This window comes from Tabrizicola sp. (assembly GCF_041919135.1).
Classification (GTDB): domain Bacteria; phylum Pseudomonadota; class Alphaproteobacteria; order Rhodobacterales; family Rhodobacteraceae; genus Tabrizicola.
Window position 1 is genome coordinate 275,876 of sequence record NZ_JAYRUJ010000001.1, and the last position, 24,512, is coordinate 300,387.

The 24,512-nt window shown below is 69.8% G+C and carries 26 protein-coding genes; 10 read left to right on the forward strand and 16 right to left on the reverse strand.

Going from position 1 to position 24,512, the window contains the following annotated elements; genetic code table 11:
• Positions 1 to 298 precede the first annotated feature (298 nt).
• The 6 genes from ACE3UA_RS01305 to ACE3UA_RS01330 form a co-directional block, all read right to left on the reverse strand.
• Positions 299 to 685: a hypothetical protein gene (locus ACE3UA_RS01305; RefSeq protein ID WP_374641706.1), complete on the reverse strand. Its 387-nt coding sequence runs from the start codon at positions 683 to 685 to the stop codon at positions 299 to 301.
• A 138-nt stretch (positions 686 to 823) separates the two neighbouring features.
• Positions 824 to 2,128, reverse strand: coding sequence for a UDP-glucose/GDP-mannose dehydrogenase family protein (locus ACE3UA_RS01310; RefSeq protein WP_374641708.1), 1,305 nt, complete (start codon positions 2,126 to 2,128; stop codon positions 824 to 826).
• A 108-nt stretch (positions 2,129 to 2,236) separates the two neighbouring features.
• A complete protein-coding gene (locus ACE3UA_RS01315; protein ID WP_374641710.1) occupies positions 2,237 to 4,573 on the reverse strand; it encodes a DUF2793 domain-containing protein in 2,337 nt (778 codons plus the stop codon).
• A 111-nt stretch (positions 4,574 to 4,684) separates the two neighbouring features.
• The gene (locus ACE3UA_RS01320; protein ID WP_374641712.1) at positions 4,685 to 5,074 is read right to left on the reverse strand and encodes a cytochrome c; all 390 of its coding nucleotides are present in this window, start codon (positions 5,072 to 5,074) and stop codon (positions 4,685 to 4,687) included.
• A gap of 23 nt (positions 5,075 to 5,097) precedes the next feature.
• A complete protein-coding gene (locus ACE3UA_RS01325; protein ID WP_374641714.1) occupies positions 5,098 to 5,775 on the reverse strand; it encodes an ABC transporter ATP-binding protein in 678 nt (225 codons plus the stop codon).
• Complete coding sequence (locus ACE3UA_RS01330; protein WP_374641716.1) at positions 5,768 to 7,054, reverse strand: lipoprotein-releasing ABC transporter permease subunit; 1,287 nt, start codon at positions 7,052 to 7,054, stop codon at positions 5,768 to 5,770. Before ACE3UA_RS01330 ends, ACE3UA_RS01325 begins: the two co-directional genes overlap by 8 nt.
• 226 nt (positions 7,055 to 7,280) lie before the next feature.
• On the opposite strand from ACE3UA_RS01330, the gene ACE3UA_RS01335 reads away from it, so the two are divergent.
• Complete coding sequence (locus ACE3UA_RS01335) at positions 7,281 to 7,973, forward strand: DNA alkylation repair protein (RefSeq protein WP_374641929.1); 693 nt, start codon at positions 7,281 to 7,283, stop codon at positions 7,971 to 7,973.
• Positions 7,974 to 7,983: 10 nt separating this feature from the next.
• Here the strand turns inward: ACE3UA_RS01335 and ACE3UA_RS01340 are convergent, their stop codons facing one another.
• Positions 7,984 to 8,454: a D-galactarate dehydratase gene (locus ACE3UA_RS01340; RefSeq protein WP_374641718.1), complete on the reverse strand. Its 471-nt coding sequence runs from the start codon at positions 8,452 to 8,454 to the stop codon at positions 7,984 to 7,986.
• Positions 8,455 to 8,539: 85 nt separating this feature from the next.
• Between ACE3UA_RS01340 and moaA the strand changes: the two genes are divergently transcribed.
• Positions 8,540 to 9,541, forward strand: coding sequence for a GTP 3',8-cyclase MoaA (moaA, locus tag ACE3UA_RS01345; protein WP_374641720.1), 1,002 nt, complete (start codon positions 8,540 to 8,542; stop codon positions 9,539 to 9,541).
• A gap of 67 nt (positions 9,542 to 9,608) precedes the next feature.
• Here moaA and hemP read toward each other — a convergent pair whose 3' ends face one another.
• Positions 9,609 to 9,767 carry a hemin uptake protein HemP gene (hemP, locus tag ACE3UA_RS01350; protein WP_374641722.1) on the reverse strand — a complete coding sequence of 53 codons (159 nt, stop codon included), beginning with the start codon at positions 9,765 to 9,767 and terminating at the stop codon, positions 9,609 to 9,611.
• A 275-nt stretch (positions 9,768 to 10,042) separates the two neighbouring features.
• On the opposite strand from hemP, the gene ACE3UA_RS01355 reads away from it, so the two are divergent.
• Positions 10,043 to 11,359: an aspartate aminotransferase family protein gene (locus ACE3UA_RS01355; protein WP_374641724.1), complete on the forward strand. Its 1,317-nt coding sequence runs from the start codon at positions 10,043 to 10,045 to the stop codon at positions 11,357 to 11,359.
• A 214-nt stretch (positions 11,360 to 11,573) separates the two neighbouring features.
• Here the strand turns inward: ACE3UA_RS01355 and ACE3UA_RS01360 are convergent, their stop codons facing one another.
• Complete coding sequence (locus ACE3UA_RS01360) at positions 11,574 to 12,326, reverse strand: alpha/beta hydrolase (protein WP_374641931.1); 753 nt, start codon at positions 12,324 to 12,326, stop codon at positions 11,574 to 11,576.
• Between the two features lie 244 nt (positions 12,327 to 12,570).
• Here ACE3UA_RS01360 and ACE3UA_RS01365 point away from each other — a divergent pair, with 244 nt between their 5' ends.
• The 5 genes from ACE3UA_RS01365 to phoB all read left to right on the forward strand — a co-directional run bounded on the left by ACE3UA_RS01365 (position 12,571) and on the right by phoB (position 16,257).
• Positions 12,571 to 13,023 carry an RbsD/FucU family protein gene (locus ACE3UA_RS01365; RefSeq protein ID WP_374641726.1) on the forward strand — a complete coding sequence of 151 codons (453 nt, stop codon included), beginning with the start codon at positions 12,571 to 12,573 and terminating at the stop codon, positions 13,021 to 13,023.
• A 4-nt stretch (positions 13,024 to 13,027) separates the two neighbouring features.
• On the forward strand, positions 13,028 to 13,948 hold the full coding sequence (gene rbsK / locus ACE3UA_RS01370) for a ribokinase (RefSeq protein WP_374641728.1): 921 nt from the start codon (positions 13,028 to 13,030) through the stop codon (positions 13,946 to 13,948).
• Positions 13,949 to 14,050: 102 nt separating this feature from the next.
• Positions 14,051 to 14,848, forward strand: a complete 798-nt coding sequence (pstB, locus tag ACE3UA_RS01375; protein ID WP_374641730.1) for a phosphate ABC transporter ATP-binding protein PstB — start codon at positions 14,051 to 14,053, stop codon at positions 14,846 to 14,848.
• A gap of 10 nt (positions 14,849 to 14,858) precedes the next feature.
• A complete protein-coding gene (phoU, locus tag ACE3UA_RS01380; RefSeq protein WP_374641732.1) occupies positions 14,859 to 15,560 on the forward strand; it encodes a phosphate signaling complex protein PhoU in 702 nt (233 codons plus the stop codon).
• A 4-nt stretch (positions 15,561 to 15,564) separates the two neighbouring features.
• The gene (phoB, locus tag ACE3UA_RS01385) at positions 15,565 to 16,257 is read left to right on the forward strand and encodes a phosphate regulon transcriptional regulator PhoB (RefSeq protein ID WP_374641734.1); all 693 of its coding nucleotides are present in this window, start codon (positions 15,565 to 15,567) and stop codon (positions 16,255 to 16,257) included.
• A gap of 74 nt (positions 16,258 to 16,331) precedes the next feature.
• Here the strand turns inward: phoB and modC are convergent, their stop codons facing one another.
• From modC to ACE3UA_RS01405, 4 genes are read right to left on the reverse strand one after another with little or no spacing between them, the layout of a single operon-like run.
• Positions 16,332 to 17,417, reverse strand: a complete 1,086-nt coding sequence (gene modC, locus ACE3UA_RS01390) for a molybdenum ABC transporter ATP-binding protein (protein ID WP_374641736.1) — start codon at positions 17,415 to 17,417, stop codon at positions 16,332 to 16,334.
• Positions 17,414 to 18,112, reverse strand: a complete 699-nt coding sequence (modB, locus tag ACE3UA_RS01395) for a molybdate ABC transporter permease subunit (protein ID WP_374641738.1) — start codon at positions 18,110 to 18,112, stop codon at positions 17,414 to 17,416. The genes modC and modB overlap by 4 nt, the downstream gene beginning before the upstream one ends.
• Before the next feature lie 12 nt (positions 18,113 to 18,124).
• The gene (gene modA, locus ACE3UA_RS01400) at positions 18,125 to 18,871 is read right to left on the reverse strand and encodes a molybdate ABC transporter substrate-binding protein (RefSeq protein ID WP_374641740.1); all 747 of its coding nucleotides are present in this window, start codon (positions 18,869 to 18,871) and stop codon (positions 18,125 to 18,127) included.
• 58 nt (positions 18,872 to 18,929) lie between these two features.
• Positions 18,930 to 19,292, reverse strand: a complete 363-nt coding sequence (locus ACE3UA_RS01405; protein ID WP_374641742.1) for a winged helix-turn-helix domain-containing protein — start codon at positions 19,290 to 19,292, stop codon at positions 18,930 to 18,932.
• 114 nt (positions 19,293 to 19,406) lie between these two features.
• Between ACE3UA_RS01405 and ACE3UA_RS01410 the strand changes: the two genes are divergently transcribed.
• Complete coding sequence (locus tag ACE3UA_RS01410) at positions 19,407 to 20,192, forward strand: ThuA domain-containing protein (RefSeq protein ID WP_374641744.1); 786 nt, start codon at positions 19,407 to 19,409, stop codon at positions 20,190 to 20,192.
• On the forward strand, positions 20,192 to 21,247 hold the full coding sequence (locus ACE3UA_RS01415; protein ID WP_374641746.1) for a Gfo/Idh/MocA family protein: 1,056 nt from the start codon (positions 20,192 to 20,194) through the stop codon (positions 21,245 to 21,247). Before ACE3UA_RS01410 ends, ACE3UA_RS01415 begins: the two co-directional genes overlap by 1 nt.
• Before the next feature lies 1 nt (position 21,248).
• Here the strand turns inward: ACE3UA_RS01415 and ACE3UA_RS01420 are convergent, their stop codons facing one another.
• The 3 genes from ACE3UA_RS01420 to ACE3UA_RS01430 are packed head-to-tail and all read right to left on the reverse strand — an operon-like array spanning position 21,249 to position 24,413.
• Positions 21,249 to 21,833 carry a hypothetical protein gene (locus ACE3UA_RS01420; RefSeq protein ID WP_374641748.1) on the reverse strand — a complete coding sequence of 195 codons (585 nt, stop codon included), beginning with the start codon at positions 21,831 to 21,833 and terminating at the stop codon, positions 21,249 to 21,251.
• 18 nt (positions 21,834 to 21,851) lie between these two features.
• The gene (murD, locus tag ACE3UA_RS01425) at positions 21,852 to 23,261 is read right to left on the reverse strand and encodes a UDP-N-acetylmuramoyl-L-alanine--D-glutamate ligase (RefSeq protein WP_374641750.1); all 1,410 of its coding nucleotides are present in this window, start codon (positions 23,259 to 23,261) and stop codon (positions 21,852 to 21,854) included.
• Between the two features lie 57 nt (positions 23,262 to 23,318).
• Entirely contained in the window at positions 23,319 to 24,413 is a 1,095-nt protein-coding gene (locus tag ACE3UA_RS01430; RefSeq protein ID WP_374641752.1) for an ABC transporter substrate-binding protein, read from the reverse strand.
• Positions 24,414 to 24,512: the final 99 nt, after the last annotated feature.

Here is a 24,512-nt window from a genome sequence, read left to right on the forward strand (position 1 = left end):
AGTTCTTGACGACAAACGGAGATGCAATTGGCGCCGCTATTGTCATAGATGCGGCGACAATCATCGGGGCACATCTGGAGTGCACTCGCCAGTACGATGATAATGAAGATGGCGTGAAGGCTCTTATTGCCGAACTGGCTACTCGTTCTGGGTGATGTTCTTGTTATGGCCCGTATGGCCCAATAAACTTATCAACTTGCTTCCACGTGAAACAGAGCCTCTTGAAATGCATCAGTACCGGAGTTTTCGATTAACTCTCGCATCGTCTTCTAGGGGAGATACACAAATCCCGCCGTAGCTAGTTGTTCAGTCCCGGCATCTTGTGGATCGGGTCGGCCATGAACCGATGCGGTTCTGATGCCCAAATATTGCAGGTGTCCCCGGCCAGCGCGCCCCCTCCGTCCAGCGCGAGCGTCCGTACCCCGCCCTGGTTCGCGCCCGAGACGACGAGATGCGGCGCGCCATTGACCTGCAACAGCTCCAGCCCCGCCGGGGCCGGCAGCGTGGTGCCGGGGGCGATGCCCTCCTGGTCGATCAGCGCCATCGCGCCATCGACATCCAGCGCCAGCACCCCCCCGCCCGCGCGCGTCGCCGTATACAGCACCAGGTTCCCGCCCCGCGCCGCCAGCTGCATGTCACAGATACCGGAGACCAGGTTCAGCGGCGCAGCCGTGAACGTCTCCACAACATGGACTTTGAACACCCGAGGCCCCACACAGACCCTATTTACCCAAGGATCAGGCTTGCCCGGACGTCCTTACTTTCCGCTGAAGCCATCCGGGCCGAATTGGGGCCTTTCCGCCGGATTTTCCGAAAATCCCGCCTAGCGGCCGACGCCGGCATAGGCGGTGAAACCCGCCTCCAGCACCTCGTCGCGGTCATAGATGTTGCGCAGGTCCGCCATGCGCGGCACCGCCATCGCCTGCGCCATCCTGGCCAGGTCGAGGCCCCGGAACTCGTTCCATTCGGTCAGGAGAACCACCAGGTCGGCCCCGGTCGCGGCCTGGTAGGGATTGTCGATCCACGTCACCCCCGGCAGCAGCGCCTCGCCCTCGCGCCGGCCCTGGGGGTCGCTGATCCGCACCTTCGCCCCCGCGCCCACCAGCGCCGGCACGATGGTCAGCGCGGGCGCATCGCGCATGTCGTCGGTGTTGGGCTTGAAGGTCACGCCCAGGACGGCGATGGTCCGGTCGCGCAGGCAGTCGTCGCAAAGGTCGAGGATCTTGTCGATCATCCGCCGCTTCACCTCGTCATTGACCTTGATCACGGTCTCGACGATCTGCACCGGCGCGGCATGTTCCTGCCCGATCCGGGCCAGCGCCCTGGTATCCTTGGGAAAGCAGCTGCCGCCATAGCCCGGCCCGGCATGCAGGAACTTGTCGCCGATGCGCCCGTCCATGCCGATGCCGCGGGCCACGGCCTTCACATCGGCCCCCACCCTCTCGCACAGGGCGGCGATCTCGTTGATGAAGGTGATCTTGGTCGCAAGGAAGGCGTTGGCCGCGTATTTGATCATCTCCGCGCTTTCCAGCCCGGTATAGACCACCGGGAACTCGCGCAGCGAAAGCGGCCGGTAAAGCTCGGCCATGACCTTCCTCGCCCGCTCGGATTCGACGCCGACGACCACCCGGTCGGGATGCATGAAATCGTCGATCGCCGCGCCCTCGCGTAGGAACTCGGGGTTCGAGGCGACGTCGAACTCGGCCTCGGGATTGGCGGCGCGGATCGCCTCGGCCACCTTGCGGTTGGTGCCGACCGGAACCGTGGACTTGGTGACCACTACCGCCGGGCCGGTCAGCGCCCGCCCGATCTCGGCGGCAGCGCCCATCACATAGCTGAGGTCGGCATGGCCGTCGCCCCGGCGGGTGGGGGTGCCCACGGCAATGAACACCGCCTCGGCCCCGTCCACCGCCTGCGCCAGGTCGGTGGTGAACGACAGCCGCCCGGCCGCGATGTTCTTGTCCAGCAGCGCCTCCAGCCCCGGCTCGAAGATCGGAACCTCGCCGGCCCGCAGCCGCTCGATCTTGCCTGCGTCCTTGTCGACGCAGACCACGTCATGCCCGAAATCCGAGAAACAGGCCCCCGAGACCAGCCCGACATAGCCCGTCCCGATCATCGCAATGCGCATGAGAAACCCCAAATGCAGCCGAGGGCCTGTCTATGGAGGCCGACGGCGGCTGTCAAATGGCCAAAGGGATAGCCGGACCGCATCCTCATGCGATCCGGAAGGAGATCCTCAGTAATCGGTCTCGATGTAGATGCTGGTGATCGCAAGCCCGATGGTCGCGCTGACCCCGCCCACGCTCATCTGCAAGGTCGGCGCAAGCAGCGAGGTCGGGCCGGGCAGGTCGGCCGTGATCAGGCCCGTGTCCTCGGCCCCGGTGGTCAGGTTGCGGAACCGCCACGACACCGACTGGACCGTGCCCGGCGGCGAGAACAGCGCCAGCTCATAGGCATCCGCATTGTCGGCATTGGGCTTCGGGAACGCGGCCCCGAGGCTGATCTTCGTGGCCGTGCCGGCCCCGTCATTGGCCATGATCTGCCAGCTGGAATCGCCTGCGTCATAACCCGCGCCGACCATGTTCTGCAGGGTGGACGGGTTCACGTCGGTCGGCGTGTTCTGCGGCCGCAGGCCGGCGAAGGCGCGGTGGCTGGCGTTTGCCATCCCCAGGCTGCCGTTGAAGCGGGTGATGAAATGGAACCCGCCCAGACCGGCCGCCGAGCCGCCGACCGAGAACTGATTGGCATTGCACCGCCAGCCGACGACGGCAGAGGCGGAGGCGGTGGTGACGTGATAGCCCAGGCGGCGCATCATGCCCACGATGGACCCGGCCGCCACGTTGGTCGCCGTCGCGGTGCCGGTCGTGCTCGCCGTCATCCCCATCGCCGAGACCGCCGTGCCGTTGCCATGCGGCACCCACCAGGCCGCGCGGTTCAGCCCGACATGCGGCTGCAGCGGCGAATCCAGCCCGGACGGCCCCATGGACGCAGGCAGGATCCGCCCGCCGACGTCCCGTCCGAACAGCTTCAGCCCCCCGGCGGCCGGGACCGAGGGAATGGCGATGGCAGGAAGGCGCAGCTGCCCGCCCTCGATCTCCACATCCGCCGCGCCCGCGAAGGCCCCGGCATTGTTGTACTGGATCTCGCCGAAGGCTCCGCCGGGTGCCCCACCCCCGCCGCCCGCGGGGGCCGCCCAGGTCCCGTCCGCCCGCAGGAAATTCGCCGTCCCCCCGCCCGAGGCCGGCACCACCCCCTTCGTCGCGGCGCCGAACGGATCGAGCAGCGCCGTCACCTGCGCCCCGGTCAGATCCTCCGGCGCGCCGGCCCCGGCCGTCGCGCGCCCCTTGATCGTGCCCGTCCCGACGCTCGCCAGCTTGGCATTGCTCACGGCTCCGGCTGCGATGGTCAGGGCGGTCGCCCCGGTGACATCCCCGGTATGGGTCGCGTTGCCGGTCACGTCTCCGACATAGAGGGGATCGCCATCCGTGACGGCCGCGCTCAGTTCCGCCTTCGTCAGGCTCAGCCGCGCCGCCGGGATCGTCCCCGCGCCAAGGTCGCTGGCCGAGCCGCTGGTCGCCACCGCAGCCAGGCCCGAGACATCCCCCGCGGTGATCGCCAGCAGCGCCCTGACCTGCGCCGGGGTCAGCGCGATCGGGGCCGCCGCGGCACCCGTGTCATTGCCAAGGATCGTGCCGGCCGCAAGATCCGCCAGCTTCGCCAGCCCCACCGCGCCCGCGTCGATGCTCCAAGTCGCGCCGCCACCCGAGACGGTGATGTCCCCCTTGTCCCCGTCCGTCACCCCGCCGCCGCCGCCGCCCAGCGCCAGCGTCGCCCCGCCCGAGCGGACCCGGACCTGACCCGTCGCGGCATCCAGCCACAGGGTCCCGTCCGCCGGGGCCGGCGGGTCCGCCACCTGCCCGCCCAGGTGCAGGGGCTGCGGCAGCGTGACCTCGCCCGTGGCCGCCGCCGCCTGCAGCGCCGTGGACCAGGCCGCGCCATCGGCGCTTACCTTGACGCTGAAATCCTCCGACCCCGCCGTCCCCATCTCGGCCCGCCCGGAAAAGCCGGTCTGGAACAGCAGGCTCGCCGTATCGCCCGGCGCGGCCTTGTTCAGCTTCAGCTGGTGCCCCGCCCCCGCATGGTTCAGCAGCGTCGCCGGAGACGAGACCGCCAGCCGGTTCGTCGCATCGGCCGTGGCCGAGACGCCAAGCTCGCCCACGCTCAAAGGCCCGTCGGTCGGCGCGCTCCAGCCCAGGCCGTCGAAGACCGCCGTCTGCCCCTCGGCCAGCACATGCGCCCGCCAGCCGGGCAGGGCTTGCGTGAACTGCCAGCCGGTCGCCGAATACAGCGCGATGCGCCCGGACTGCCCGGCCCAGGGGCCGCTGGCGCCCGGCGCGACGATATGCCGGTCGCCGACCGAGGACAGGGTCGGGGCGCTGGTCCGCACCCGGTCGATCACCGTCAGCTGGACGATCAGGTCCAGCTGCGCCAGGGCCTCGTTATGGGTGACATGCTTCTGCGCCTGCGCCGGAAGGATCAGGGGCAGCGACAGGATCGTCGTTTCGTCGGGCATGGATACCTCCGCAGGATCGCCGTGGCCCGCGACCCTAGGAGAGCAGCCTCAACACCGCCTGACCGCACCGCGCGCCGCGCGGCACCCCGCGCAACGCCCGGTCACAGGCGCCTATTCCTGGATCGACTTCAGGTATTCCGCCAGCTGCACCAGCCGGACCGGCGTCGGCGTCTGGATTCCGTCGCCGCCGTCATAGGGCACCAGTTCGCCCTGCAGGAGCGGCCCGAACCCCGGCATCGGCGAGGCCCCGTCGCGCCCGCCGGTATAGCCCCAGATCTTCGCCATCACCTTCGTGCCGGGGAAGGTGCCGCCATTGCGGGCCGCGATCCGCGTCAGGTCGGCCGGCTTGCGCTCCAGATGCGCCGCGGCCTCGCCGTCGCCCTTGCCGCTGATCCCGTGGCAACTGGCGCAGAAATCGGCGAAATCGGCCTTGCCGGTGGGCACATCGGGCTCGATGCAGGCGGCAAGCACCAGGGGCAGGGCCAGGATGAGGCGTCGCATGGGATGTCCTTTGCTGTCTTGCATCAACTCACCGCGCCGGCCGAAAGCCGGACGATGCGGTCCATCCGCGCCGCCAGTTCCAGGTTGTGCGTCGCGATCAGCGCCGAAAGGCCCGTGGCCCGCACCAGTTCCATCAGCAGGTGGAACACCTGGTCCGAGGTCGCGGGGTCGAGGTTCCCCGTCGGCTCGTCCGCCAGCAAAAGTTTCGGCGCATTGGCCAGCGCCCGGCAAAAGGCGACGCGCTGCTGCTCGCCCCCCGAAAGCGCCGCCGGGCGATGCCCCGCCCGCGCGCCGACGCCGACCTTCTCCAGCAGCTCGCGGGCCCGCGCCTCGGCCTGCGCCCGGGGGACGCCATTTGCCAGTTGCGGGATCGTCACGTTCTCCAGCGCGGTGAACTCGGGCAGCAGGTGGTGGAACTGGTAGATGAACCCCACCTCCTCGCGCCGCGCCTCGGTGCGCGCGCGGTCGGAGAGCCCGCCCATCGCCCGCCCGCCCAGCCGGACCGTGCCCGCATCCGGCACGTCCAGCAGCCCCGCGATATGCAGCAGCGTCGATTTCCCCGCGCCCGAAGGGGCAACCAGCGCCACGACCTCGCCCCTGGCGACCTTAAGCGTCGCCCCGCGCAGGACCAGCACCTCGGAGGGCTTGCCCCGGTTGTAGCCCTTTTCGACGCCCTCAAGCTCCAGCATCGTCTCACTCATAGCGCAGCGCCTCGACCGGGTTCATCCGCGCGGCGCGGCGGGCCGGAAAGAAGGTGACGACAAAGGACAGGCCCAGCGACAGCGCCACGGCCGAAAGCACGTCGCCGAGTTGCAGCTTGGCCGGCAGCGAGTAGATGCCGCGGATCGAGGGATCCCAGACCTCGGAGCCGTTGATCCAGTTGATGAAGGACATGATCTGGTCGATGTTCAGCGCGGAAAGGCAGCCCAGCGCCACCCCGGCGACGGTGCCGATCACCCCGGTGAAGGCGCCGCAGATGAAGAAGACGCGCAGGACGGACCCCTCGGTCAGGCCCATGGTGCGCAGGATGCCGATGTCGCGGCCCTTGTTCTTGACCAGCATGATCAGCCCCGAGACGATGTTCATCGCCGCGATCAGCACCAGCACCGAGAGGATGACGAACATCACGTTGTCCTCGATGTCCAGCGCCCGCAGGAAGGCGCCGGAACTGTCCTTCCAGGTCCAGAGCAGCGCGGTCGGCCCGGCCGCGTTCAGGATCGGCAGGCTGAAGTCGTCGATCGCGTCGGGGTTCTCGACCATGACCTCGATCTCATCGGCCAGGCCCTCCTTGTTGAAGAAGCTCTGCGCCTCGACGAAGGGCATGTAGATCCGGGTCGAGTCGATGTCGTAGCGGCCGGCGGTGAAGATGTAGACGACCTCATAGGCGTTCACCCGCGGAGAGGTGCCCATCGCGGTCTTGACGCCCCCCGGCGCGATCAGGCGGACGCGGTCGCCCACGGTCACCCCCAGCTCACGCGCGACGCCGGAGCCCAGGGCGATCCCCTCGGGAAACCGCTCCAGCTCGCCGATCGCCTCCGAGCCGCGGCCGATCCGGGGGATCGAGGCGAAATCCTCGGGCAGGAGGCCGTAGACCTCGGCCCCGGTGGTGTCTTCGCCGTCCGAGACCATGAGCTTGCCCCGGATCAGCGGCGCGGCGCGGGTCACGCCCGGAACCTTGGCGATGGCGGCGGCCATGGCCTCGGGCTGGCTGAAGCCGCGGACCAGCTGACCCTCGGACCCGACCTCGCCGGCGGAATAGACGGTGACATGGGCATTCGCGCCCAGGATCGTGTCCACGAACTCGGCCCGAAAGCCGGCGCGCACCGCCAGCGTCAGGATCAGGGCGAAGACCGCCAGGGTGATGCCGATCAGGCTGATCCAGGTCATCACGCTGACCCCGCCCTCAGCCCGCCGGGCGCGCAGGTAGCGCCAGGCGATCATGAATTCAAAGCCCGAGAAAGGTGCCGTTTTCGTTGCCATCTGCCCCGCCTGTCCGTCGCGCGACCTTCTGCGAGCGGCTGGGAAAGGTCAAGTCACGCCAGCGGGTGTCCACCCTGGACGCGATCCCGCCCTCAAGCGAAATCAACACCTTGGCTGCGGACGTTCAGATTCGATTAATCCTTTCCCGGCGCGGCTTGCCCTTCCCGGCCCCGGCTGGCAGTCTTTGCCCCCTGTGCAACCGGCACGCCGCATCGACGGCCTGCCCATGGGGATCGAGGCCAGGCCCGTGACACCGCTTCAGGAACTCCAGGCGCTGGCCAACCCCGCGAAGGCCGCCGAGATGCAGGCCTATCACAAGGCCGAGCGGCCCTATCTCGGCCTTTCCGTCCCGCAGATCGACGATCTGGCCGACCGCTGGCGCGCCGAGCGGACGCTGGACGAACGCCTCCGGCTGGCCGCCGACCTCTGGCAGACGAACATCCACGAGGCCCGGATCGCCGCGGCCAAGCTGCTGACCCAGGCCCGCATCCGCCCCGACCAGGCGGCCTGGGAGCTGATCGCCGGATGGGTGCCGGATTTCGACGCCTGGGCCATCGCCGACCATGCCGCCATCGCCGGGCAAAAGCGGCTGGTGGCCGATCCGGCGCGGCTGGAGACGGTCGCGGACTGGATCGCCAGCCCGCGCATGTGGACCCGGCGCGCGGCGCTGGTGATGACGCTGCCCTGGACCAAGCAGAACTTCCCCAAGCCCGAGGAGCTTGCGATCCGCGACCGGGTGCTGGGCTGGTGCGCCACCCTGGCCACGGACCCGGACTGGTTCATCCAGAAGGCGGTGGCCTGGTGGATCCGCGACCTGTCGAAACACGACGCCGCGCGCGCCCGCGCCTTCCTGGCCGAGCATGGGGCCGCGCTGAAACCCTTTGCCCGCAAGGAGGCCGCGCGGCATCTGCAGGGGTGACGCGCGGCCGTCAGCGGGCGTAGACCGTGACCTCGGGCAGGTCGGTCAGCGACAGGCCCAGCGCCTGGAAGGCGGCCAGCGACAGCAGCGCGCCGCCGCTGCCGGGGCGCAGCTCCAGCGTCAGGCTCTTGCCCGCCGCCGTCTCGATCCGGCCCTGGACCGGCTTGTCCACCAGCGCGGTGGAAAGCCAGATCCCCTGCTCGGCCGGGGGGCCGAGCGCGACGACGACCTTGCCCAGCGCCCGCTCGCCGCTGGCGGCGGGGGCGGAAAGGGCGGCGGCCTTCTCCTCGGCCGTGGTGCTGTCGAGCGCGGCCGCGCTGACCGCCCGCGCCCCCAGCGCCGTGGGCGAGACCGCGGGGGCGATTCCGGTCGCGGGCTGCGGGGCCGAGGGGCCGGTCACGGAGCCGGGGCGTTCGTCCGAGGCGGGGAACAGGCCGCAGCCGGCCAGGGCGAGAAGCGGGACAAGCAGGACATGGCGCATGGCCGAAGCCTAGCCTGACGCCAACAGCGTCGCAATCGCCGCTTTCCCGCTTGTGCGGGGAGCCGCCCGATCCTACCTTTCCGGCATGGAACAGCTTGTCGATCCCTTCGCCCGCCGGATCAGCTATCTGCGCGTCTCGGTCACCGACCGCTGCGATTTCCGCTGCACCTATTGCATGTCGGAACACATGACCTTCCTGCCCAAGGCCGAGCTTCTCAGCCTTGAGGAGCTGGACCGGCTGTGTTCGGCCTTCGTGCGGCTTGGCGTGGAAAAGCTGCGCATCACCGGGGGCGAGCCCCTGGTCCGGAAGGGGATCCTGACCTTCTTCGAGGCGATGTCGCGCCATCTGGCCTCGGGCGCGCTGAAGGAGCTGACGCTGACCACGAACGGCAGCCAGCTGGCGAAATTCGCCCGGCCCCTGGCCGACCTCGGGGTGAGGCGGGTCAATGTCTCGCTGGACACGCTGGATCCGGCGAAATTCGCCGAGATCACCCGCTGGGGCCGCCTGCCGCAGGTGCTGGAGGGGATCGCGGCCGCGAAGGCCGCGGGACTGCGGGTCAAGATCAACGCGGTGGCGCTGAAGGGCTTCAACGAGGATGAGCTGTTCCCGCTCCTGGACTGGAGCGCGAAGGAAGGCCACGATCTGACCTTCATCGAGGTCATGCCGATGGGCGAGGACATGACGGCGGGCCGGCTGGACCAGTACTGGCCGCTGAAGGACCTGCGCGCCCGGCTGGCCGAACGCCTGACGCTGACCGACCTGGCCGAGCGCACGGGCGGCCCCGCGCGCTATGTCCGAATCGAGGAGACGGGGCAGAAGGTCGGCTTCATCACGCCGCTGACGCATAATTTCTGCGAAAGCTGCAACCGGGTGCGGCTGACCTGCACCGGGCAGCTTTACATGTGCCTCGGGCAGGAGGATGTGGCCGACCTGCGCGCGCCGCTGCGTTCCAGTCCCGAGGATGCGGCGCTGGACCAGGCGATCCGCGCCGCGATCGCAAGGAAGCCGAAGGGCCATGACTTCGATTATTCGCGGCAGAAGGTGCAGGGCCAGATCACCCGCCACATGAGCCACACCGGCGGCTGAGGGCCGGAGCAAATCTTTTCGAAAAGATTTGCAAAATCCTTCGAAGGATTTTGGCCCGCCCCGACCCTCACTTCGTCAGGATCAGCTTGCCCGCCTTGGTGATGCGCAGCGAATAGACCTGCCCGTCCAGCACGATCCGCGCCAGGCTGCCGCCCTCGGTCAGGGCGCGGGCGTCATGCGCCGGGGTCGCATCGGCGGTAAGCCAGGTTTCGACGAAAGCGTTCATCGTCCGGCCTCCAGTCGCGCGAGCAGCGTCTCGATCATCACGCCGGGAAAGGCCCCGGACATGCTGAACAGGAATTCCAGAAGGTCGCCCCGCAGGGCCTGGCGGTCGGGCATGGTGAACTCCATCCGTTCGAAGGACACCGGGGCTGGCCCCGGTCGGGGCTGGCTGGGCTCGATCGCATCCTTAGTGAAATACTCAGGTATGTCAACCGCACATTCCGCTGGCCCCCGGCGGGCAAGCGGCTATCCTGCCCTCGCCTTGCGAAAGACCCCGCCATGACCCGCCAGACCACGATGCTGAACGCCTATACCCCCGGAGCCGGGCATCTGTCGCCCGAGGACAGCGCGCTGGCCGAGCGGCGCGGCCGGGCGCTCGGGCCGGCCTACCGGCTGTTCTACGAGACGCCGGTGCATCTGGTCCGGGGCGAGGGCGTCCATCTCTATGACCGCGACGGCAAGGCCTATCTCGACACCTACAACAACGTGGCCTCGGTCGGCCATTGCCATCCCCGCGTGGTCGAGGCGATGGCGCGGCAGGCCGCGACGCTGGCCACCCATACCCGCTATCTGCACGAGGGGATCCTGGCCTATGCCGAGCGGCTGCTGGCGCTGTTCCCGGCCGGGCTTGCGCATGTGATGTTCACCTGCACCGGATCCGAGGCGAACGACCTCGCGCTGCGGATCGCGCGGGCCTGCACCGGCGGGACCGGGGTGATCGTCACCGACAATGCCTATCACGGCGTCACCCTGGCCACGGCCGAAATGTCGATGTCGATCGGCCCGGCCGTCGCGCCGGGGCCAGCGGTCTTTCCGGTCCCCGCGCCTTCGGCCGCGAACTATCCGGAGGGCGTCGCGGCCGGCTTTGCGCGGGCGGTCGATGATGCCTGCGACCGGATGGCGGCGCAGGGAATCCGGCCGGCGCTCCTGATCGTCGACACGGTCTTTTCCTCGGACGGGGTCTATCCCGACCCCGAGGGCTTCCTCGCCCCCGCCGCCGCCGCGATCCGGGCGCGGGGCGGTTTGTTCCTGGCCGACGAGGTGCAGCCCGGCTTTGGCCGCACCGGCAGCCGGTTCTGGGGCTTCCAGCGGCATGGGCTGGTCCCGGACATGGTGAGCCTGGGCAAGCCGATGGGCAATGGCTATCCGCTGGCGGGGCTGGTCCTGCAGCCGGAGACGATTGCCGAGTTCGGCGCGAAGGCGCGGTATTTCAACACGTTCGGCGGCAATGCCGTGGCCGCCGCCGTGGGCCTGGCGGTGCTGGACGTGATCCGCGACGAGGGGTTGCAGGAGAATGCCGCCCGCGTCGGCCGGGCCTTTGCCGAGGGGCTGCGCGCGCTGGCCTCGCGCCACGAGGCCCTGGGCGAGACCCGGGCGGCGGGGCTGTTCCTGGGCCAGACGATCCTGACCGGCGGCAGGCCCGACCCGGCCCGCACCGCGCGGCTGGTCAATGCGCTGCGCGAGGAGCGGATCCTGATCAGCTCGACCGGACCCGCAGGGGACAGCCTGAAGATCCGCCCGCCGCTGCCGTTCTCGATGGCGAACCTCGACCAGTTCCTGACCACGCTGGACAAGGTGCTGGCGCGCGAGGCTTGAGGCCCGCCGGAAGGGCTCGGCACCGGCGCCTGCCAGGGGACGGCGGGAGGCAACGGGGCCAACGCCGGACAAGCGCCGGATGGGAGAAGGGCCAGACGGAAGCCAGACGGGTGCCAGACGGAAGCCAGACAGGAGGCAGCACGACGCCGGGATATGCCGGCGGGGTTCCGGCGTTCCGGTTGTCACGGCTGTCGCCGAGGCCGGGCCGGACCGCCTAAAGCCCGGCGAGCAGCGTCCGGCAGAGGGGGGAGTCGGGGGTCTCCAGCCCTTCGATCACGTCGAAATGGTGGCGGAGGGGTTCCGGGGTCCAGGGGCAGGACCATTCCTCGGCAAGGGTCCGGGCCTGCCAGAGGAAGGCGGGGCGTTCCTCGGCTCCGACCCAGACATGGGCCGAGACGCCGGGGCGCAGCGGCAACCGGGCCGGGCTTTCCGCTGCCGCCTCCTCCGCGTCGATCCGCAGCGTCGCGTTCATCGTGGTGGCCATCAGCGGGCCAAGCTCGGCCAGGGGCGAGATCGGCACCACCCGCGCCACGGGCAGGTCGAGGTCGGCGCAGCCCATCCGGGCGGCGAGGTGGCCACCGGCGGAATGGCCGGTCACCACCAGCGGGCCGGGCAGCCGCGCGGCCAGGAAGCGGCAGGCGCGGGCGATTTCGACGGTGATTCCGGCCAGCCGCGCCTTTGGCGCCAGGGTGTAGCCCGGCAGCGCGACGGCATAGCCCTGCGCCAGCGGCCCGGCGGCCAGATGCGACCAGTCGGCCTTGTCCAGCGCCAGCCAATAGCCGCCATGGACAAAGGCCACCACGCCGCGCGGCGGACCTTCGGGCAGGAAGAGGTCGAGCCTTTCGCGCGGGGCGGGACCATAGGACAGGTCAAGCTCGGCCCGGCGGCAGGCGGCGCGGAAGGCGGCGGCGCGTTCGGCCCAACGGGCGGGATGATCGTCGGCGCCGGGGATGAAGACCCCGTTCATATGCTCGCGGTCGGGGTCGGGCCAGGCATAGGGCGGGCGGGTCACGGCTTTTGCCCGATCCCGCCGGGCGGAACGGAAATGCGGCTTGCGGCAATCATGCGGGGCCCCTCTCCCTGGTGTCGGCCCATGAGGGAGGGTGTGGCCGGGGATGTCCAGACCGCATCGCGCGGGGCCTTTGCAACCGGGGCGGAAAAGGTGCAATCCTTCCGCCGATACGCGATCCGACAAGGCCGGGGAGGGCCGGATGCTGAAGGGAATCGACCACCGGCTGAACGCCGATGTGCTGGCCTGCCTGCGCGCCATGGGGCATGGCGACATGCTGATCCTGGCGGATGCCAATTTCCCCGCCGAGGCGCTGGCGCGGGCGACGGTGACCGGAAGGCCCCTGCGGATGGAGAACCTGGGCGCGGCCGAGGCTGCGGCGGCGATCCTGTCGGTCCTGCCGCTGGATACCTTCGTCGACGACTTCGCCGGGCGGATGGAAGTGGTGGGCGCGCCGGGCGAGATCCCGCCGGTGCAGGAGGAAGTCCAGGCCGAGATCGACCGCGCCGAGGGGCGGGCGCGGCCGATGGCCGGCATCGAACGCTTCGCCTTCTACGACCTTGCCCGCCAGTCCTTTGCCGTGATCCAGACCGGGGAACGGCGCTTTTACGGCTGCTTCATGTTCCGCAAGGGCGTGATCCCTCCGGAGGTATGAGACCATGAAACCCATCGTCATCCTTGGCATCTTCGTCGCCGACACCAGCTTTCGCGCCGAGCGGATGCCGCGCATGGGCGAGACCATCCTGGGACAGAGCTTCGCGCTGGGGCCCGGCGGCAAGGGCTCGAACCAGGCGGTGGCCGCAGCCATGGCGGGGGGCGAGACGCATTTCATCACCCGGCTGGGGCGCGACGACTTTGCCCGGATCGCGCGGACGACCTGGGAACAGGCAGGGGTGCGGCCCGAGGTGACGGAGGACGACGAAAGCTATACCGGCGCGGCCTTCATCTTCCTGGAGGCGGCCACGGGGGACAATGCGATCATCGTCTCGCCGGGGGCGGCGGCGCGGATCGCCGCCGGGGACCTCGAGGCGCGGGCGGAGTTGATCCGGGGGGCCTCGGTCTTCGTCACCCAGCTGGAGCAGCCGATCCCGGCCGCGAGGCGCGGGCTGGAGATCGCCCGGGCGGCCGGAGTGCCGACGATCCTGAACCCGGCCCCGGCGGCGGCGCTGGACGATGCGATGCTGGCGCTGTGCGACTATCTGACCCCGAACGAGTCGGAGGCCGAGGGGCTGACCGGCCTGAAGGTGACGAGCCTGACCGAGGCCGAGGCGGCGGCGGATGCGCTTCTGGACCGGGGCGTCGGCGCGGTGGTGATCACGCTGGGGGCCAATGGCGCGCTGTATCGCGACCGCAGCCGCAGCGTGCATGTCCCGGCGGTCGGCGCGGGCCCGGTGGTCGAGACGACGGGCGCGGGCGATGCCTTCAACGGCGGCTTCGCCGTGGCCCTGGCGGAAGGGCGCGACGTGGTCGAGGCGGTGCGCTTCGGCTGCGCCACCGCCGGGATCAGCGTCACCCGGCCGGGGGCCGCGCGCTCGATGCCGACACGGGCCGAGATCGACGCGCTGCTGGCGCGCGGCTGACCCCTTGTCATTCGGCTGTTACACTTCTGTCGCATAGGCTTCACCGGGCCGGCCTATAGGGGCGGGGCGGGCTGCGGTCTCGCAGCGGCATGGAGCGGAAAGATGGACGGGATGCAGACGGCAGAGCAGGAGCTTGCGACGCGGGCGGCGAAGATCTCGGCCAGGGGGGTGCAGGTCTGGTACGGCCAGAACCACGCCCTGCGCGACGTGGACATCGACATCCCGGAACGGTCGGTCACGGCCTTCATCGGGCCTTCGGGCTGCGGCAAGTCCACCTTCCTGCGCTGCCTGAACCGGATGAACGACACCGTGGCCACCGCCCGGATCGAGGGCCGGATCCTCTTGGACGGCGAGGATATCCATGACGCCCGTGTCGATCCGGTGCAGCTGCGCGCCAGGGTGGGCATGGTGTTCCAGAAGCCGAATCCCTTTCCGAAGTCGATCTACGACAACGTGGCCTATGGCCCGCGCATCCACGGCATGACCCGCAACCGGGCCGAGCTTGACGCCATCGTCGAGACCGCGCTGCGCCGGGCCGCGCTCTGGAACGAGGTCAGGGACCGGCTGGACGCGCCCGGCACCGGGCTGTCGGGCGGTCAGCAGCAGCGGCTGTGCATCGCCCGCGCCATCGCCACCGCGCCCGAGGTCCTGCTGATGGACGAGCCCTGCTCGGCGCTGGACCCGATCGCCACCGCCCAGGTCGAGGAGCTGATCGACGAGTTGCGCGACCAGTTCTCGGTGGTGATCGTGACCCATTCGATGCAGCAGGCCGCGCGGGTGAGCCAGAAGACCGCCTTCTTCCACCTGGGCAATCTGGTGGAATACGACAGCACGACCCGGATCTTCACCAACCCGAAGGACCCCCGGACCGAATCCTACATCACCGGCCGGATCGGCTGAGGAGAGCGCGATGAGCACCGCACATATCGTTTCCGCCTTCGACCGCGACCTGGAATCGGCGCAGGCCCTGGTCATGCGCATGGGCGGGCTGGTCGAGACCGCGCTGCTGGACGCGGCCGAGGCGCTGGACACCCGCGACGAGGAACTGGCGCAGAAGGTGCGGACGGGCGATGCCGCGATCGATGCGCTGGAGGAGGAGATCCACAGCCAATGCGCCCGGCTTCTGGCGCTGCGCGGGCCGACGGCGGGAGACCTGCGCACGGTGCTGACCGTGATGCGCATCGCGGGCGCGCTGGAGCGGTCGGGGGATTACGCGAAGAACCTGGCGAAGCGGACCACGGTGCTGGGGCAGATGACCCAGGTCCCCGGCGCCTCGGGCGCGATCCGGCGGCTGGCGAAGGCGGTGGTGCAGATGCTGGCCGACGCGCTGGACGCCTATATCCGGCGCGACGTGAAACTGGCCGGCGACGTGCGCCAGCGCGACCGCGAGATCGACCAGATGTACAACTCGATCTTCCGCGAGTTCCTGACCCACATGATGGAGGACCCGCGCAACATCGGCCCCTGCATGCATCTGCATTTCATCGCCAAGAACATCGAGCGGGTGGGCGACCATGCCACCGCCGTGGCCGAGCAGGTGATCTACCTCGTCACCGGCGAGATGCCGGGCGACGAGCGGCCGAAGTTCGACGCCACCGCGACGGGGGGCTGAGGCGATGGCGCGCAGCGGGCAGCCGCGGGTGCTTTTGGTCGAGGACGAGTCCGCGCAGCGGACGGTCCTGGCCTATAACCTGGAAGCCGAGGGCTTTGCCGTGACCCAGGCCGACAACGGCGAGGACGCGCTGGTGCTGGTCGACGAGGAGGATCCCGACATCATCATCCTGGACTGGATGATGCCGAGGGTCAGCGGCATCGAGGTCTGCCGGCGGCTGAAGATGCGGCCCGAGACCCGGGGGATCCCGATCATCATGCTGAGCGCGCGGGCCGAGGAGGTGGACCGGATCCGCGGGCTGGAGACCGGGGCGGACGACTATGTGGTGAAGCCCTATTCGGTGCTGGAACTGATGGCGCGCGCCCGGGCCCAGCTGCGGCGGGTCCGGCCCTCGACCGCCGGGGTGGTGCTGGAGCACGAGGATATCCGGCTGGACCCCGAAAGCCACCGGGTCTACCGCGCCGACAAGGTGCTGAAGCTGGGACCGACCGAGTTCAAGCTTCTGGTCACGCTGATGGAGCGGCCGGGGCGGGTCTTCAGCCGCGAGCAGCTGCTGGACCTGGTCTGGGGGCGGGACATCTATGTCGACACCCGGACGGTGGATGTCCATGTCGGGCGGCTGCGGAAAAGCCTGATGCAGTTCGGCGGCGCGGATCCGGTGCGGACGGTGCGCGGCGCGGGCTATGCGCTGGGGTGAGGCCGACGCCGCGGGCATTCCACCCCCGGCCCCCCTGAGAGCATATTCGACAAGGGGAAGCCGCGGGTTTCGCCTCAGGGCGTGACGGTATGGCCGACGCTGTCGCGGGCGACGGCGACGGATTTCACGATGGCAAAGACCGGCTGGCCGGGGGCGAGAGCCAGCGCCTCGGCCGAGCGGCGGGTGACGCGGGCGAGAAGATGCTGGTCGCCGAGGTCGAGCCGCACCAGCGCGCCCGGCCCGCTGCCATGATGCAGCGCCGAGACGCGGGCGGGCAGGATGTTCAGGGCCGACAGGCCCTCGGGCCGGGACAGCGACAGGATCACGTCCTGCGCCGCGATGCGCAGGCGCAGCGTCTGGCCCGGCGCGCCCGCGACGCGCGGGAGCCAGAGGGGCAGCATGAGCGGGCCGGCGGCCAACTCCAGCCGGGACAGGCCGTCGCCCTCATGCGCGGCGATGCGGGCGGTCAGGATCGCGCCCGCATCGCCCAGCCCCAGAACCGGCGCGATCGCCGGATCGGACAGCAGGTCGGCCGCCGGGCCCCGGGCGACCAAATGCCCGGCCTCGATCACGGCGATGGTGGTGGCAAGGCGCGCGACCTCGGGGAGGGAATGGCTGACATAGAGGATCGGCAGGGCAAGCTCGTCGCGCAGCGTCTCGATATAGGGCAGGATCTCGGCCTTGCGCGCCTCGTCCAGGGCGGCGAGGGGTTCGTCCATCAGGATCAGCCGGGGCTCGGAGAGGAGCGCCCGGCCGATGGCGACGCGCTGACGCTCGCCCCCCGAAAGCGCGCCGGGTCGGCGGTCGAGCAGCGCCGCGATACCGAGAAGCGCCACGATCCGGTCGAGGTCGCGCGGCTGCTTGCGGCGGATGCGGGCGGCATAGCCGAGGTTGCCGCGCACGGTCAGGTGCGGAAACAGGCGGGCGTCCTGGAAGACATAGCCGATGCGGCGCTTGTGCGGCGGCAGGTGGTGGAGGGGTTCCCCGTCGAGCAGGATCTCGGCCCGGTCCGGCCGGAGAAGCCCCGCGACGGCGTTGATCACCGTGGTCTTGCCCGAGCCCGAGCGGCCGAAGAGGCAGGTCAGGCCGGGCGGCGCGGTCAGGTCCACCTCGAGCCGGAAGCCGGGAAGGGAATGGGAGAGGCGGATTTCCAGCGTCATCGCCCGGCGATCCTTGCGGCGATGCGGCGCGAGAGCCATTCCGAGAGCGCAAGCGCCAGCGTGGCGATGGCGACCGAGACCAGCACCAGGCGCAGCGCGCCCGCATCGCCGCCGGGAACCTGGAGGAAGCTGTAGATCGCGGTGGGCAGGGTCTGGGTCTCGCCGGGGATGTTGGCGACGAAGGTGATGGTGGCGCCGAACTCGCCCATCGCCTTGGCGAAGGCGAGGACCGCGCCCGCAAGGAGGCCGGGCAGGATCAGCGGCAGGGTCACGGTCAGGTAGACCATGCCGCGCGAGGCGCCGAGGGTGGCGGCGGCCTCTTCGAGGCGGGGATCCACCGCCTCGAGCGCAAGGCGGATGGCGCGGACGAGGAGCGGGAAGGCCATGACGGCGGCGGCGAGGGCGGCGCCGGTCCAGCGGAAGGCGAAGGTAAAGCCGAACCAGTCCCAGAGCGCCGCGCCGGCCCAGCCCTGCCGCCCGAAGCTGAGCAGAAGCAGGTAGCCGGTGACCACCGGCGGCAGGATCAGCGGCAGGTGGACGATCAGGTTCAGCAGGCCATGGCCGGGAAAGCGCCAGCGCGCCAGGGCATGGGCTGCCAGCAGCCCGAGAGGCAGGCTGGCGAGCGTGGCCCAGAACGAGACCCGCAGCGAAAGCAGGAGTGCTTGGGTCTCGGCGGGCGACAGTCCGTCAAACATGCGCCGATCGTGTCACGGCGCGGCGGTCAGGGGCAAGAAGCCATTGGCGGAAAAGACCCCGGCCGCCTCGGGCGAGGCGAGATGGTCGAGGAAATCCGCCGCCTCGGGCGAGGCGGTCAGGGTCAGCGCGCCGGGATAGGTGATGGGCTGGTGGCTGTCCTCGGGGAAGGTGCCGACCAGGCTGACGCCGGGTTCGGCCACCGCATCGGAGGCGTAGACGATGCCGTAGGGCGCTTCGCCCAGCGCCACCAGTTGCAGCGCGGCGCGGACGTTCTCGGACTGCACGATGCTGGGTTCGACCGCGGCCCAGAGGCCGAGGCTTTCCAGCGCCTCCTTGCCGTATTGCCCGGCGGGGACGGAATCGACCATGGCCATCGCAAGCTTGCCCCCGGCCAGCAGCGCCGCAAGGTCGAGCGTGGCGTCGATGGCGACCGGGGCGGCATCGGGCGGGCCGACGAGGATCAGCCGGTTGCCCAGGAGGTCGCGGCGGCTGTCGGGCTGGATCAGCGCCTTGTCGGCGAGATCGTCCATCCAGGCGGTCGAGGCGGAGAGGAAGATGTCGGCCGGCGCGCCCTCGGCGATCTGCTTGGCCAGCGTCGAGCTGCCGCCATAGGAGAGGGTCACCGGGGTGCCCGTCCCGGCGGTGTAATCGGCCGCGATCTCGTCCAGCGCGGTCTTGAGGCTGGCGGCGGCGAAGACGGTGACTTCGGCGGCGGCGGCCTGGGTGGAGAGCAGCAGGGCGAAGAGGGCAAGGCGCATTGGGGACTCCGATATGTCTGGCCGAACATATGGCCCGAAGAGCCGCGCGAGGCAAGCGTTATTTCCCTTCGGACATATCGCGAAGCAGCGCCGCGATCCGCGCGACCTCGGGGGCGGCGGCCGCCTCGGCGCGGGCCAGCATCGACTGATAGGCCGACAGGACCTCGGCTCCGGTGTCGGTCAGGCTGGCGCCGCCGCCCCCTGCCCCGCCGCGCGCGCTGCTGACGAGGGGGGTGCGGAAGGCGGCGTTCATCTCCTCGACCAGGGCCCAGGCGCGGCGATAGCTCATCCCCATGGCGCGACCGGCGGCGGCGATCGAGCCGGTCTCGGCGATCCGGGCCAGAAGTGCGGCCTTGCCGGGGCCGAAGACCAGCCTGTCGCCGATGAGAAGCCGCAGCTTCAATGTCGCCTGTTCCGTCATCCCGCCAGCATCCCCCGCCCCGCCCGCGGGCGCAAGGGAACAAGCGGACGGGGGCCGCGTTGACTCGGGGCCTTTTGCAACCCAGGCTTCCGGCATCAGGAGAGGGAGACCGCCATGCAGCTCCGCGTCACCGTCTGGGGCGAGAACGTCCATGAACAGAAGAACCGCATCGTGGCCGGGGTCTATCCGAAGACCATGCATGGCACGATCGCCGAGGCGCTGAACCGCGAACACGGGATCCAGGCCGGCACCGCCACGCTGCAGGACCCCGAGCACGGGTTGACGGCGGCGCGGCTGGCCGAGACGGATGTCCTGGTCTGGTGGGGCCATGCCGCGCATGGCGAGGTCTCGGACAAGGTGACCGAGCGCGTGATCGAGGCGGTCTGGTCGGGCATGGGGATCATCTTCCTGCATTCGGCGCATTTCTCGAAACCCTTCAAGCGGCTGATGGGCACGCCCTGCAACCTGACCTGGCGCGAGGCGGGCGAGCGCGAGCGGATCTGGGTCGCCGCGCGCCAGCATCCGATCACGCATGGCATCCCCGACCATTTCGAGCTGGAATACGAGGAGATGTATGGCGAGCCCTTTGGCGTGCCGGAACCGCTGGAGACGGTGTTCATCAGCTGGTTCCAGGGCGGCGAGGTGTTCCGCTCGGGCCTGACATGGCGGCGGGGGGCGGGGAATGTGTTCTACTTCCGGCCGGGGCACGAGACCTATCCGACCTATCACCAGCCCCTGGTGCAGAAGGTGATCTGCAACGCCGTCCGCTGGGCGCACAACCCCGAGGCGCGGGTTCCGAACGTGACGGCGGCACCGAACACGCCGGTCGCCAAGGCGCTGGAGCCGATCGTGGAACGCGGGCCGCGCCTGCATCAGGACGGCGAGGCGGGCTATCGCTGATGCAGCCGGTGCGGCTTTTGATCCTGGGCACGGGGGGCATGGCGAAGAACCATGCCGCGCATTTCGCGGCGATCCCCGGCGTGACGCTGGTCGCCGGCGTCGACACGCGGCCCGAGCCGCTGGCGGCCTTCCAGGCGGCGCATGGCATCGCGCATGGCTTCGCCTCGCTGGGCGAGGCGCTGGCCTGGGGCGGGTTCGACGCGGTGACCAATGCCACGCCGGATGCGGCGCATCATGCCACCACCCTGCCGCTGCTGGCGGCGGGCAAGCATGTGCTGTGCGAAAAGCCGCTGGCCACCAACGCCACCCATGCCGAGGAGATGGCCGAGGCGGCCCGGGTGGCGGGGGTGGTGAACATGGTCAACCTGTCCTACCGCAACGTGGCGGCGCTGCAGAAGGCGGCGGCGATGGTGCGCGAGGGCGCGATCGGCGAGATCCGGCATTTCGAGGCCTCATACCTGCAAAGCTGGCTGACGCAGCCCGCCTGGGGCCAGTGGGACCGCGAGCCGCAATGGCTGTGGCGGCTGTCGACGGCGCATGGATCGAAAGGGGTCCTGGGCGATGTGGGCATCCATATCCTGGACTTCGCCACCTTCATCGCCGGGCTGGAAGCGCGGGAGGTGTCCTGCCTGCTCCAGACCTTCGACAAGGCGCCGGAGGGGCGGATCGGGGAATATGTGCTGGACGCCAACGACAGCGCGACCTTGCAGCTGCGGCTGACCAATGGCGCGCTGGGGACGGTGGCGGCGACGCGCTTCGCGACCGGCCATCTGAACGACCTGCGGCTGCGGATCTTCGGGCTGGCGGGGGGGCTGGAGGTCAGCTTCGAGAAGGCGGAAAGCCGTTTGCGCGCCTGTCTTGGCCCGGATGCGCAGACCGCGACCTGGACCGAGATCGACTGCCCGCCGGTGCCGACGATCTATCAGCGGTTCATCGCGGCGATCCGGGGCGAGGGCCCCTGCGAGCCCGACTTTGCCCGTGGCGCGGGCCTGCAGCGGCTGCTGGACCGGGCCGAGGCTTCCGCGCGCGGCGGCGGCTGCCTGCTCGCGCTGTGAGTCAGCCCTTGCGGGCGGGGGCGGGCAACCCCTCCAGCCGGAGCTTGCCGCCCTGCATGCCGCCGGGGATCAGGAAGCCGGGCTCCTCCACTTCGGGATGGTCCGCCGCGTAGTCGCGGAAACGGTCGTTGGTCACGATCCTGGCCCCGAACTCGCGCGCGGTCTGCAACAGGAACGGGTCGGCCTGGGTGCCCTTTTCCACCACCAGCACCTGGGCCGGGTCCATCTCCAGCAGGCGGGCGAAATCGCCGTCGTGCATGTAGCGGCCTTCCAGCTTCCATCCGGCATTGGCGTCGAAGACCACGCCCGGAACATAGCCCTTCTTCCGCACCTCGGCGATCACCGCGCGGACCGGGTCCAGCCGGGGGGTATTGTCCTGCCAGTGCATCACGTTGGAGCCGTCGATCAGGATCCATTCCTCGGCCGCGGGCTTTGCCCTGGGGCGCAGGCGGGGGCGCAGGAAGACGAGGAGGAGGACCAGCAGCACCCCTCCGGCCACGGCCAGTTCGGTGCCCAGATGCGACGCCGGCGCCTCGGTGGGTGTCGGCTCGACCGTGATCGACTTGAAATCTGCAAGCGGTAACATCTGCCACTCTCTCCGATGTCAGGCCCCCGGCCCGATAAGCGCCCGCACCCGCGCGGTGAAATCCTCGCCCCGCTTCTCGAAGTTCGGATACTGGTCGAAACTGGCCGCCGCCGGGGCAAGCAGGACGACCTCGCCCGGCCCGGCCTCGGCCGCGGCGCGGGCGACGGCGCGGTCCATCGTCTCGCAGATCTCATGCGGGGTATCGCCCAGTTGCAGCGCGAAGTCGCGGGCGGAATGGCCGATGAGATAGGCCTTGACCACCGGGCCGAGAAGCGGCCGGAGCGCGGCGATCCCGCCCTCTTTCCCCAGGCCCCCGGCAATCCAGCGGATGCGGGGAAAGGCCTGCAGCGCCTTGGCGGCGCTGTCGACATTGGTGGCCTTGCTGTCGTTGACGAAGCGCACGCCACCCTTTTCGCCGACCAGCTGGCTGCGGTGCGGCAGGCCCGCGAAGCTGTGCAGCGCGCCCTCGATCAGCTTCGGCGCAAGGCCGAGCGCGCGGCAGGCGGCATAGGCCGCGCAGGCGTTCTGGTGGTTGTGCGCGCCGGGCAGGCCCCGGACCTCGCGCAGGTCGATCGAGGCGACCTGGCGGCCCTTGCGCCATTCGGCGAGGAAGCCCTTGCGGGCGAAGACCGACCAGCCGAAATCTTCCAGCTTCGTGCCCGAGGAGACGCGGATCACGCGGTCATCCTGCGGCCCCTGCCCCAGTTGTCCGGCCAGGAAACGCCCCTCGGCCTCGTCCACGCCCACCACGGCCCGGTCGGGACCGCCCAGCGTGAAAAGCCGGGCCTTGGCGGCGAAATAGCCGCCCATGCCGCCGTGGCGGTCCAGGTGGTCGGGCGAGAGATTGGTGAAGACCGCGACATCGGGGGTCAGCGCGCGGGCAAGCTCGGTCTGGTAGGAGGACAGTTCCAGCACGATGACCTCGCCATCCTGCGGTGGGTCGATCGAAAGGACGCCGGTGCCGATGTTGCCCGCCATCTGCGTGGGCCGGCCGGCGACCTGGAGGATGTGGTGGATCAGCGCCGTCGTCGTGGACTTGCCGTTCGAGCCGGTGACCGCGACGACCTTGGGCGGGGTCTCCATCTCGGCCCAGGTGCTGTCGGCCGCGCTCTGGAAGAAGAGGCCGATGTCGTTGTCGACCGGGATCCCGGCCTGCAGCGCGCGGGCGATGACGGGATGCGGCGCGGGATAGAGATGCGGGATGCCGGGCGAGGTGACGAGGCAGGCCAGCCCCTCGAGCGCGGTGTTCCGGGTCAGGTCGGTGAGCGTGAAGCCCTCGGCCTCGGCCCTGGCGCGGGCCTCGGGGCTGTCGTCCCACAAAAGCGGCTCGGCCCCCCCGGCGCGCAGCGCGGCGGCGGTTGCCAGGCCCGACCGGCCCAGCCCCAGCACCGCCACCTTCGCGCCCTTGTAGCCCTTGACCGGGATCATGCCAGCCCCCTGAATGCCCTGCGCATGGGATAGGTCAGGACGCGGCAAAGGGGAAGGCTACTCCTGCGACTTGTTCCATTCCGCAAGCCCCGTGGCGACGAGGTCGTACCATTCGCCGCTCTCGCGCATCTCGGCGATGCCGCGGTTGACCATCTCCATGTATTCCGCCGCGCGCGGATTCTTCTTCGAGATCACGATGTGATGCGTGTTGAACGTGGCCAGCGCCGGGTTCAGCGCCACCTTGTCGGTCGCCCCCAGCGCCTCGAAATTCGCGGTCGAGGTCTCGATCTCGATCGAATAGAGGTCGACCTCGCCCGCCAGCAGCATCTTGGCACATTCCATCGGCGTCTTGGGATGGAGGAAGGTCACCGTCGGCTCGGACAGGCCCTCGACCTCCAGATCCGAGGTCGGCCAACCTTCGGGGCGGCAGATCCGGGCCCCGGCATAGTCGCCGAAACTGCGGGCCTCGGCATATTTGCTGTCGATCAGCGTGTGGTAGGAATAGGCGACCTCGTAGATCGGCAGCGAGAAGTCGAACTCGGTGCACATCTTGACCGCGAATTCGCCCAGCAGGTCGATGCGCGAGCAATCGGGCCGCGACCAGGCGATCGACATGTCGAAGGCGTTGGTGGGCAGCAGCGTCTCGATATGCGAGCCCCAGTCGTCGACATAGTTGATGGTATAGTCGCGGTCGTTGCCGCCGCGCTGCATGGCGGTGGCGGCCATCTGCACATAGATCCCGCCGCCCGGCAGGCTTTGGTCGGTGAAGGGCTTCCAGTCGTTCGAGGTGACGAATTTCAGCTTGGGCGCATAGGGCCGGTCGGCCGAGCGGGTGGTCTCCTGCTTCTCGGTCTCGGCGGCGATGACGGCGGAAAGCTCGCTGTCGGCGGTCAGGCGGCCGTCCTCGCAGGGCAGGATCAGTTGCAGGCCGGCGGGGAGGTTGTTGAAATTCTGCCCCAGCGCATCGCGGTTGGCGTTGAAGATCATCTGGTAGTTGTAGGAGCCATAGGCGGCAAAGGCGATCTCGCCCAGGGTGTCCCCCTCCTGGACGGTATAGGTGGTGCATGCCTCCTGCGCGGCGGCGGAGACGGGGGCGAGCGCGCCGAGCGCGATCAGGGCGGGGCGCAGGAACTTGCGGATGGCAGTCGGCATGGTGAACCCCCCGGGATCGGTTTCTTGCAGGTAGGAACCTTCAGGAATGGGCCATTACTGCTGCAAGTTTGTGGCAGAACCAAGGAAACTGCGGCCAGT

Bases quoted from the DNA above. Each gene is read 5' to 3' on its own strand.
- ACE3UA_RS01315 (WP_374641710.1), bottom strand. From the start codon at position 4,573: ATGCCCGACGAAACGACGATCCTGTCGCTGCCCCTGATCCTTCCGGCG.
- ACE3UA_RS01320 (WP_374641712.1), bottom strand. From the start codon at position 5,074: ATGCGACGCCTCATCCTGGCCCTGCCCCTGGTGCTTGCCGCCTGCATC.
- ACE3UA_RS01335 (WP_374641929.1), top strand. From the start codon at position 7,281: ATGGGGATCGAGGCCAGGCCCGTGACACCGCTTCAGGAACTCCAGGCG.
- moaA (WP_374641720.1), top strand. From the start codon at position 8,540: ATGGAACAGCTTGTCGATCCCTTCGCCCGCCGGATCAGCTATCTGCGC.
- ACE3UA_RS01340 (WP_374641718.1), bottom strand. From the start codon at position 8,454: ATGCGCCATGTCCTGCTTGTCCCGCTTCTCGCCCTGGCCGGCTGCGGC.
- modB (WP_374641738.1), bottom strand. From the start codon at position 18,112: ATGTTTGACGGACTGTCGCCCGCCGAGACCCAAGCACTCCTGCTTTCG.
- ACE3UA_RS01330 (WP_374641716.1), bottom strand. From the start codon at position 7,054: ATGGCAACGAAAACGGCACCTTTCTCGGGCTTTGAATTCATGATCGCC.
- ACE3UA_RS01355 (WP_374641724.1), top strand. From the start codon at position 10,043: ATGACCCGCCAGACCACGATGCTGAACGCCTATACCCCCGGAGCCGGG.
- murD (WP_374641750.1), bottom strand. From the start codon at position 23,261: ATGATCCCGGTCAAGGGCTACAAGGGCGCGAAGGTGGCGGTGCTGGGG.
- ACE3UA_RS01410 (WP_374641744.1), top strand. From the start codon at position 19,407: ATGCAGCTCCGCGTCACCGTCTGGGGCGAGAACGTCCATGAACAGAAG.
- ACE3UA_RS01365 (WP_374641726.1), top strand. From the start codon at position 12,571: ATGCTGAAGGGAATCGACCACCGGCTGAACGCCGATGTGCTGGCCTGC.
- ACE3UA_RS01325 (WP_374641714.1), bottom strand. From the start codon at position 5,775: ATGAGTGAGACGATGCTGGAGCTTGAGGGCGTCGAAAAGGGCTACAAC.
- hemP (WP_374641722.1), bottom strand. From the start codon at position 9,767: ATGAACGCTTTCGTCGAAACCTGGCTTACCGCCGATGCGACCCCGGCG.
- rbsK (WP_374641728.1), top strand. From the start codon at position 13,028: ATGAAACCCATCGTCATCCTTGGCATCTTCGTCGCCGACACCAGCTTT.
- modC (WP_374641736.1), bottom strand. From the start codon at position 17,417: ATGACGCTGGAAATCCGCCTCTCCCATTCCCTTCCCGGCTTCCGGCTC.
- phoB (WP_374641734.1), top strand. From the start codon at position 15,565: ATGGCGCGCAGCGGGCAGCCGCGGGTGCTTTTGGTCGAGGACGAGTCC.
- ACE3UA_RS01415 (WP_374641746.1), top strand. From the start codon at position 20,192: ATGCAGCCGGTGCGGCTTTTGATCCTGGGCACGGGGGGCATGGCGAAG.
- ACE3UA_RS01430 (WP_374641752.1), bottom strand. From the start codon at position 24,413: ATGCCGACTGCCATCCGCAAGTTCCTGCGCCCCGCCCTGATCGCGCTC.
- pstB (WP_374641730.1), top strand. From the start codon at position 14,051: ATGGACGGGATGCAGACGGCAGAGCAGGAGCTTGCGACGCGGGCGGCG.
- ACE3UA_RS01360 (WP_374641931.1), bottom strand. From the start codon at position 12,326: ATGAACGGGGTCTTCATCCCCGGCGCCGACGATCATCCCGCCCGTTGG.
- ACE3UA_RS01420 (WP_374641748.1), bottom strand. From the start codon at position 21,833: ATGTTACCGCTTGCAGATTTCAAGTCGATCACGGTCGAGCCGACACCC.
- ACE3UA_RS01405 (WP_374641742.1), bottom strand. From the start codon at position 19,292: ATGACGGAACAGGCGACATTGAAGCTGCGGCTTCTCATCGGCGACAGG.
- modA (WP_374641740.1), bottom strand. From the start codon at position 18,871: ATGCGCCTTGCCCTCTTCGCCCTGCTGCTCTCCACCCAGGCCGCCGCC.
- ACE3UA_RS01310 (WP_374641708.1), bottom strand. From the start codon at position 2,128: ATGCGCATTGCGATGATCGGGACGGGCTATGTCGGGCTGGTCTCGGGG.
- phoU (WP_374641732.1), top strand. From the start codon at position 14,859: ATGAGCACCGCACATATCGTTTCCGCCTTCGACCGCGACCTGGAATCG.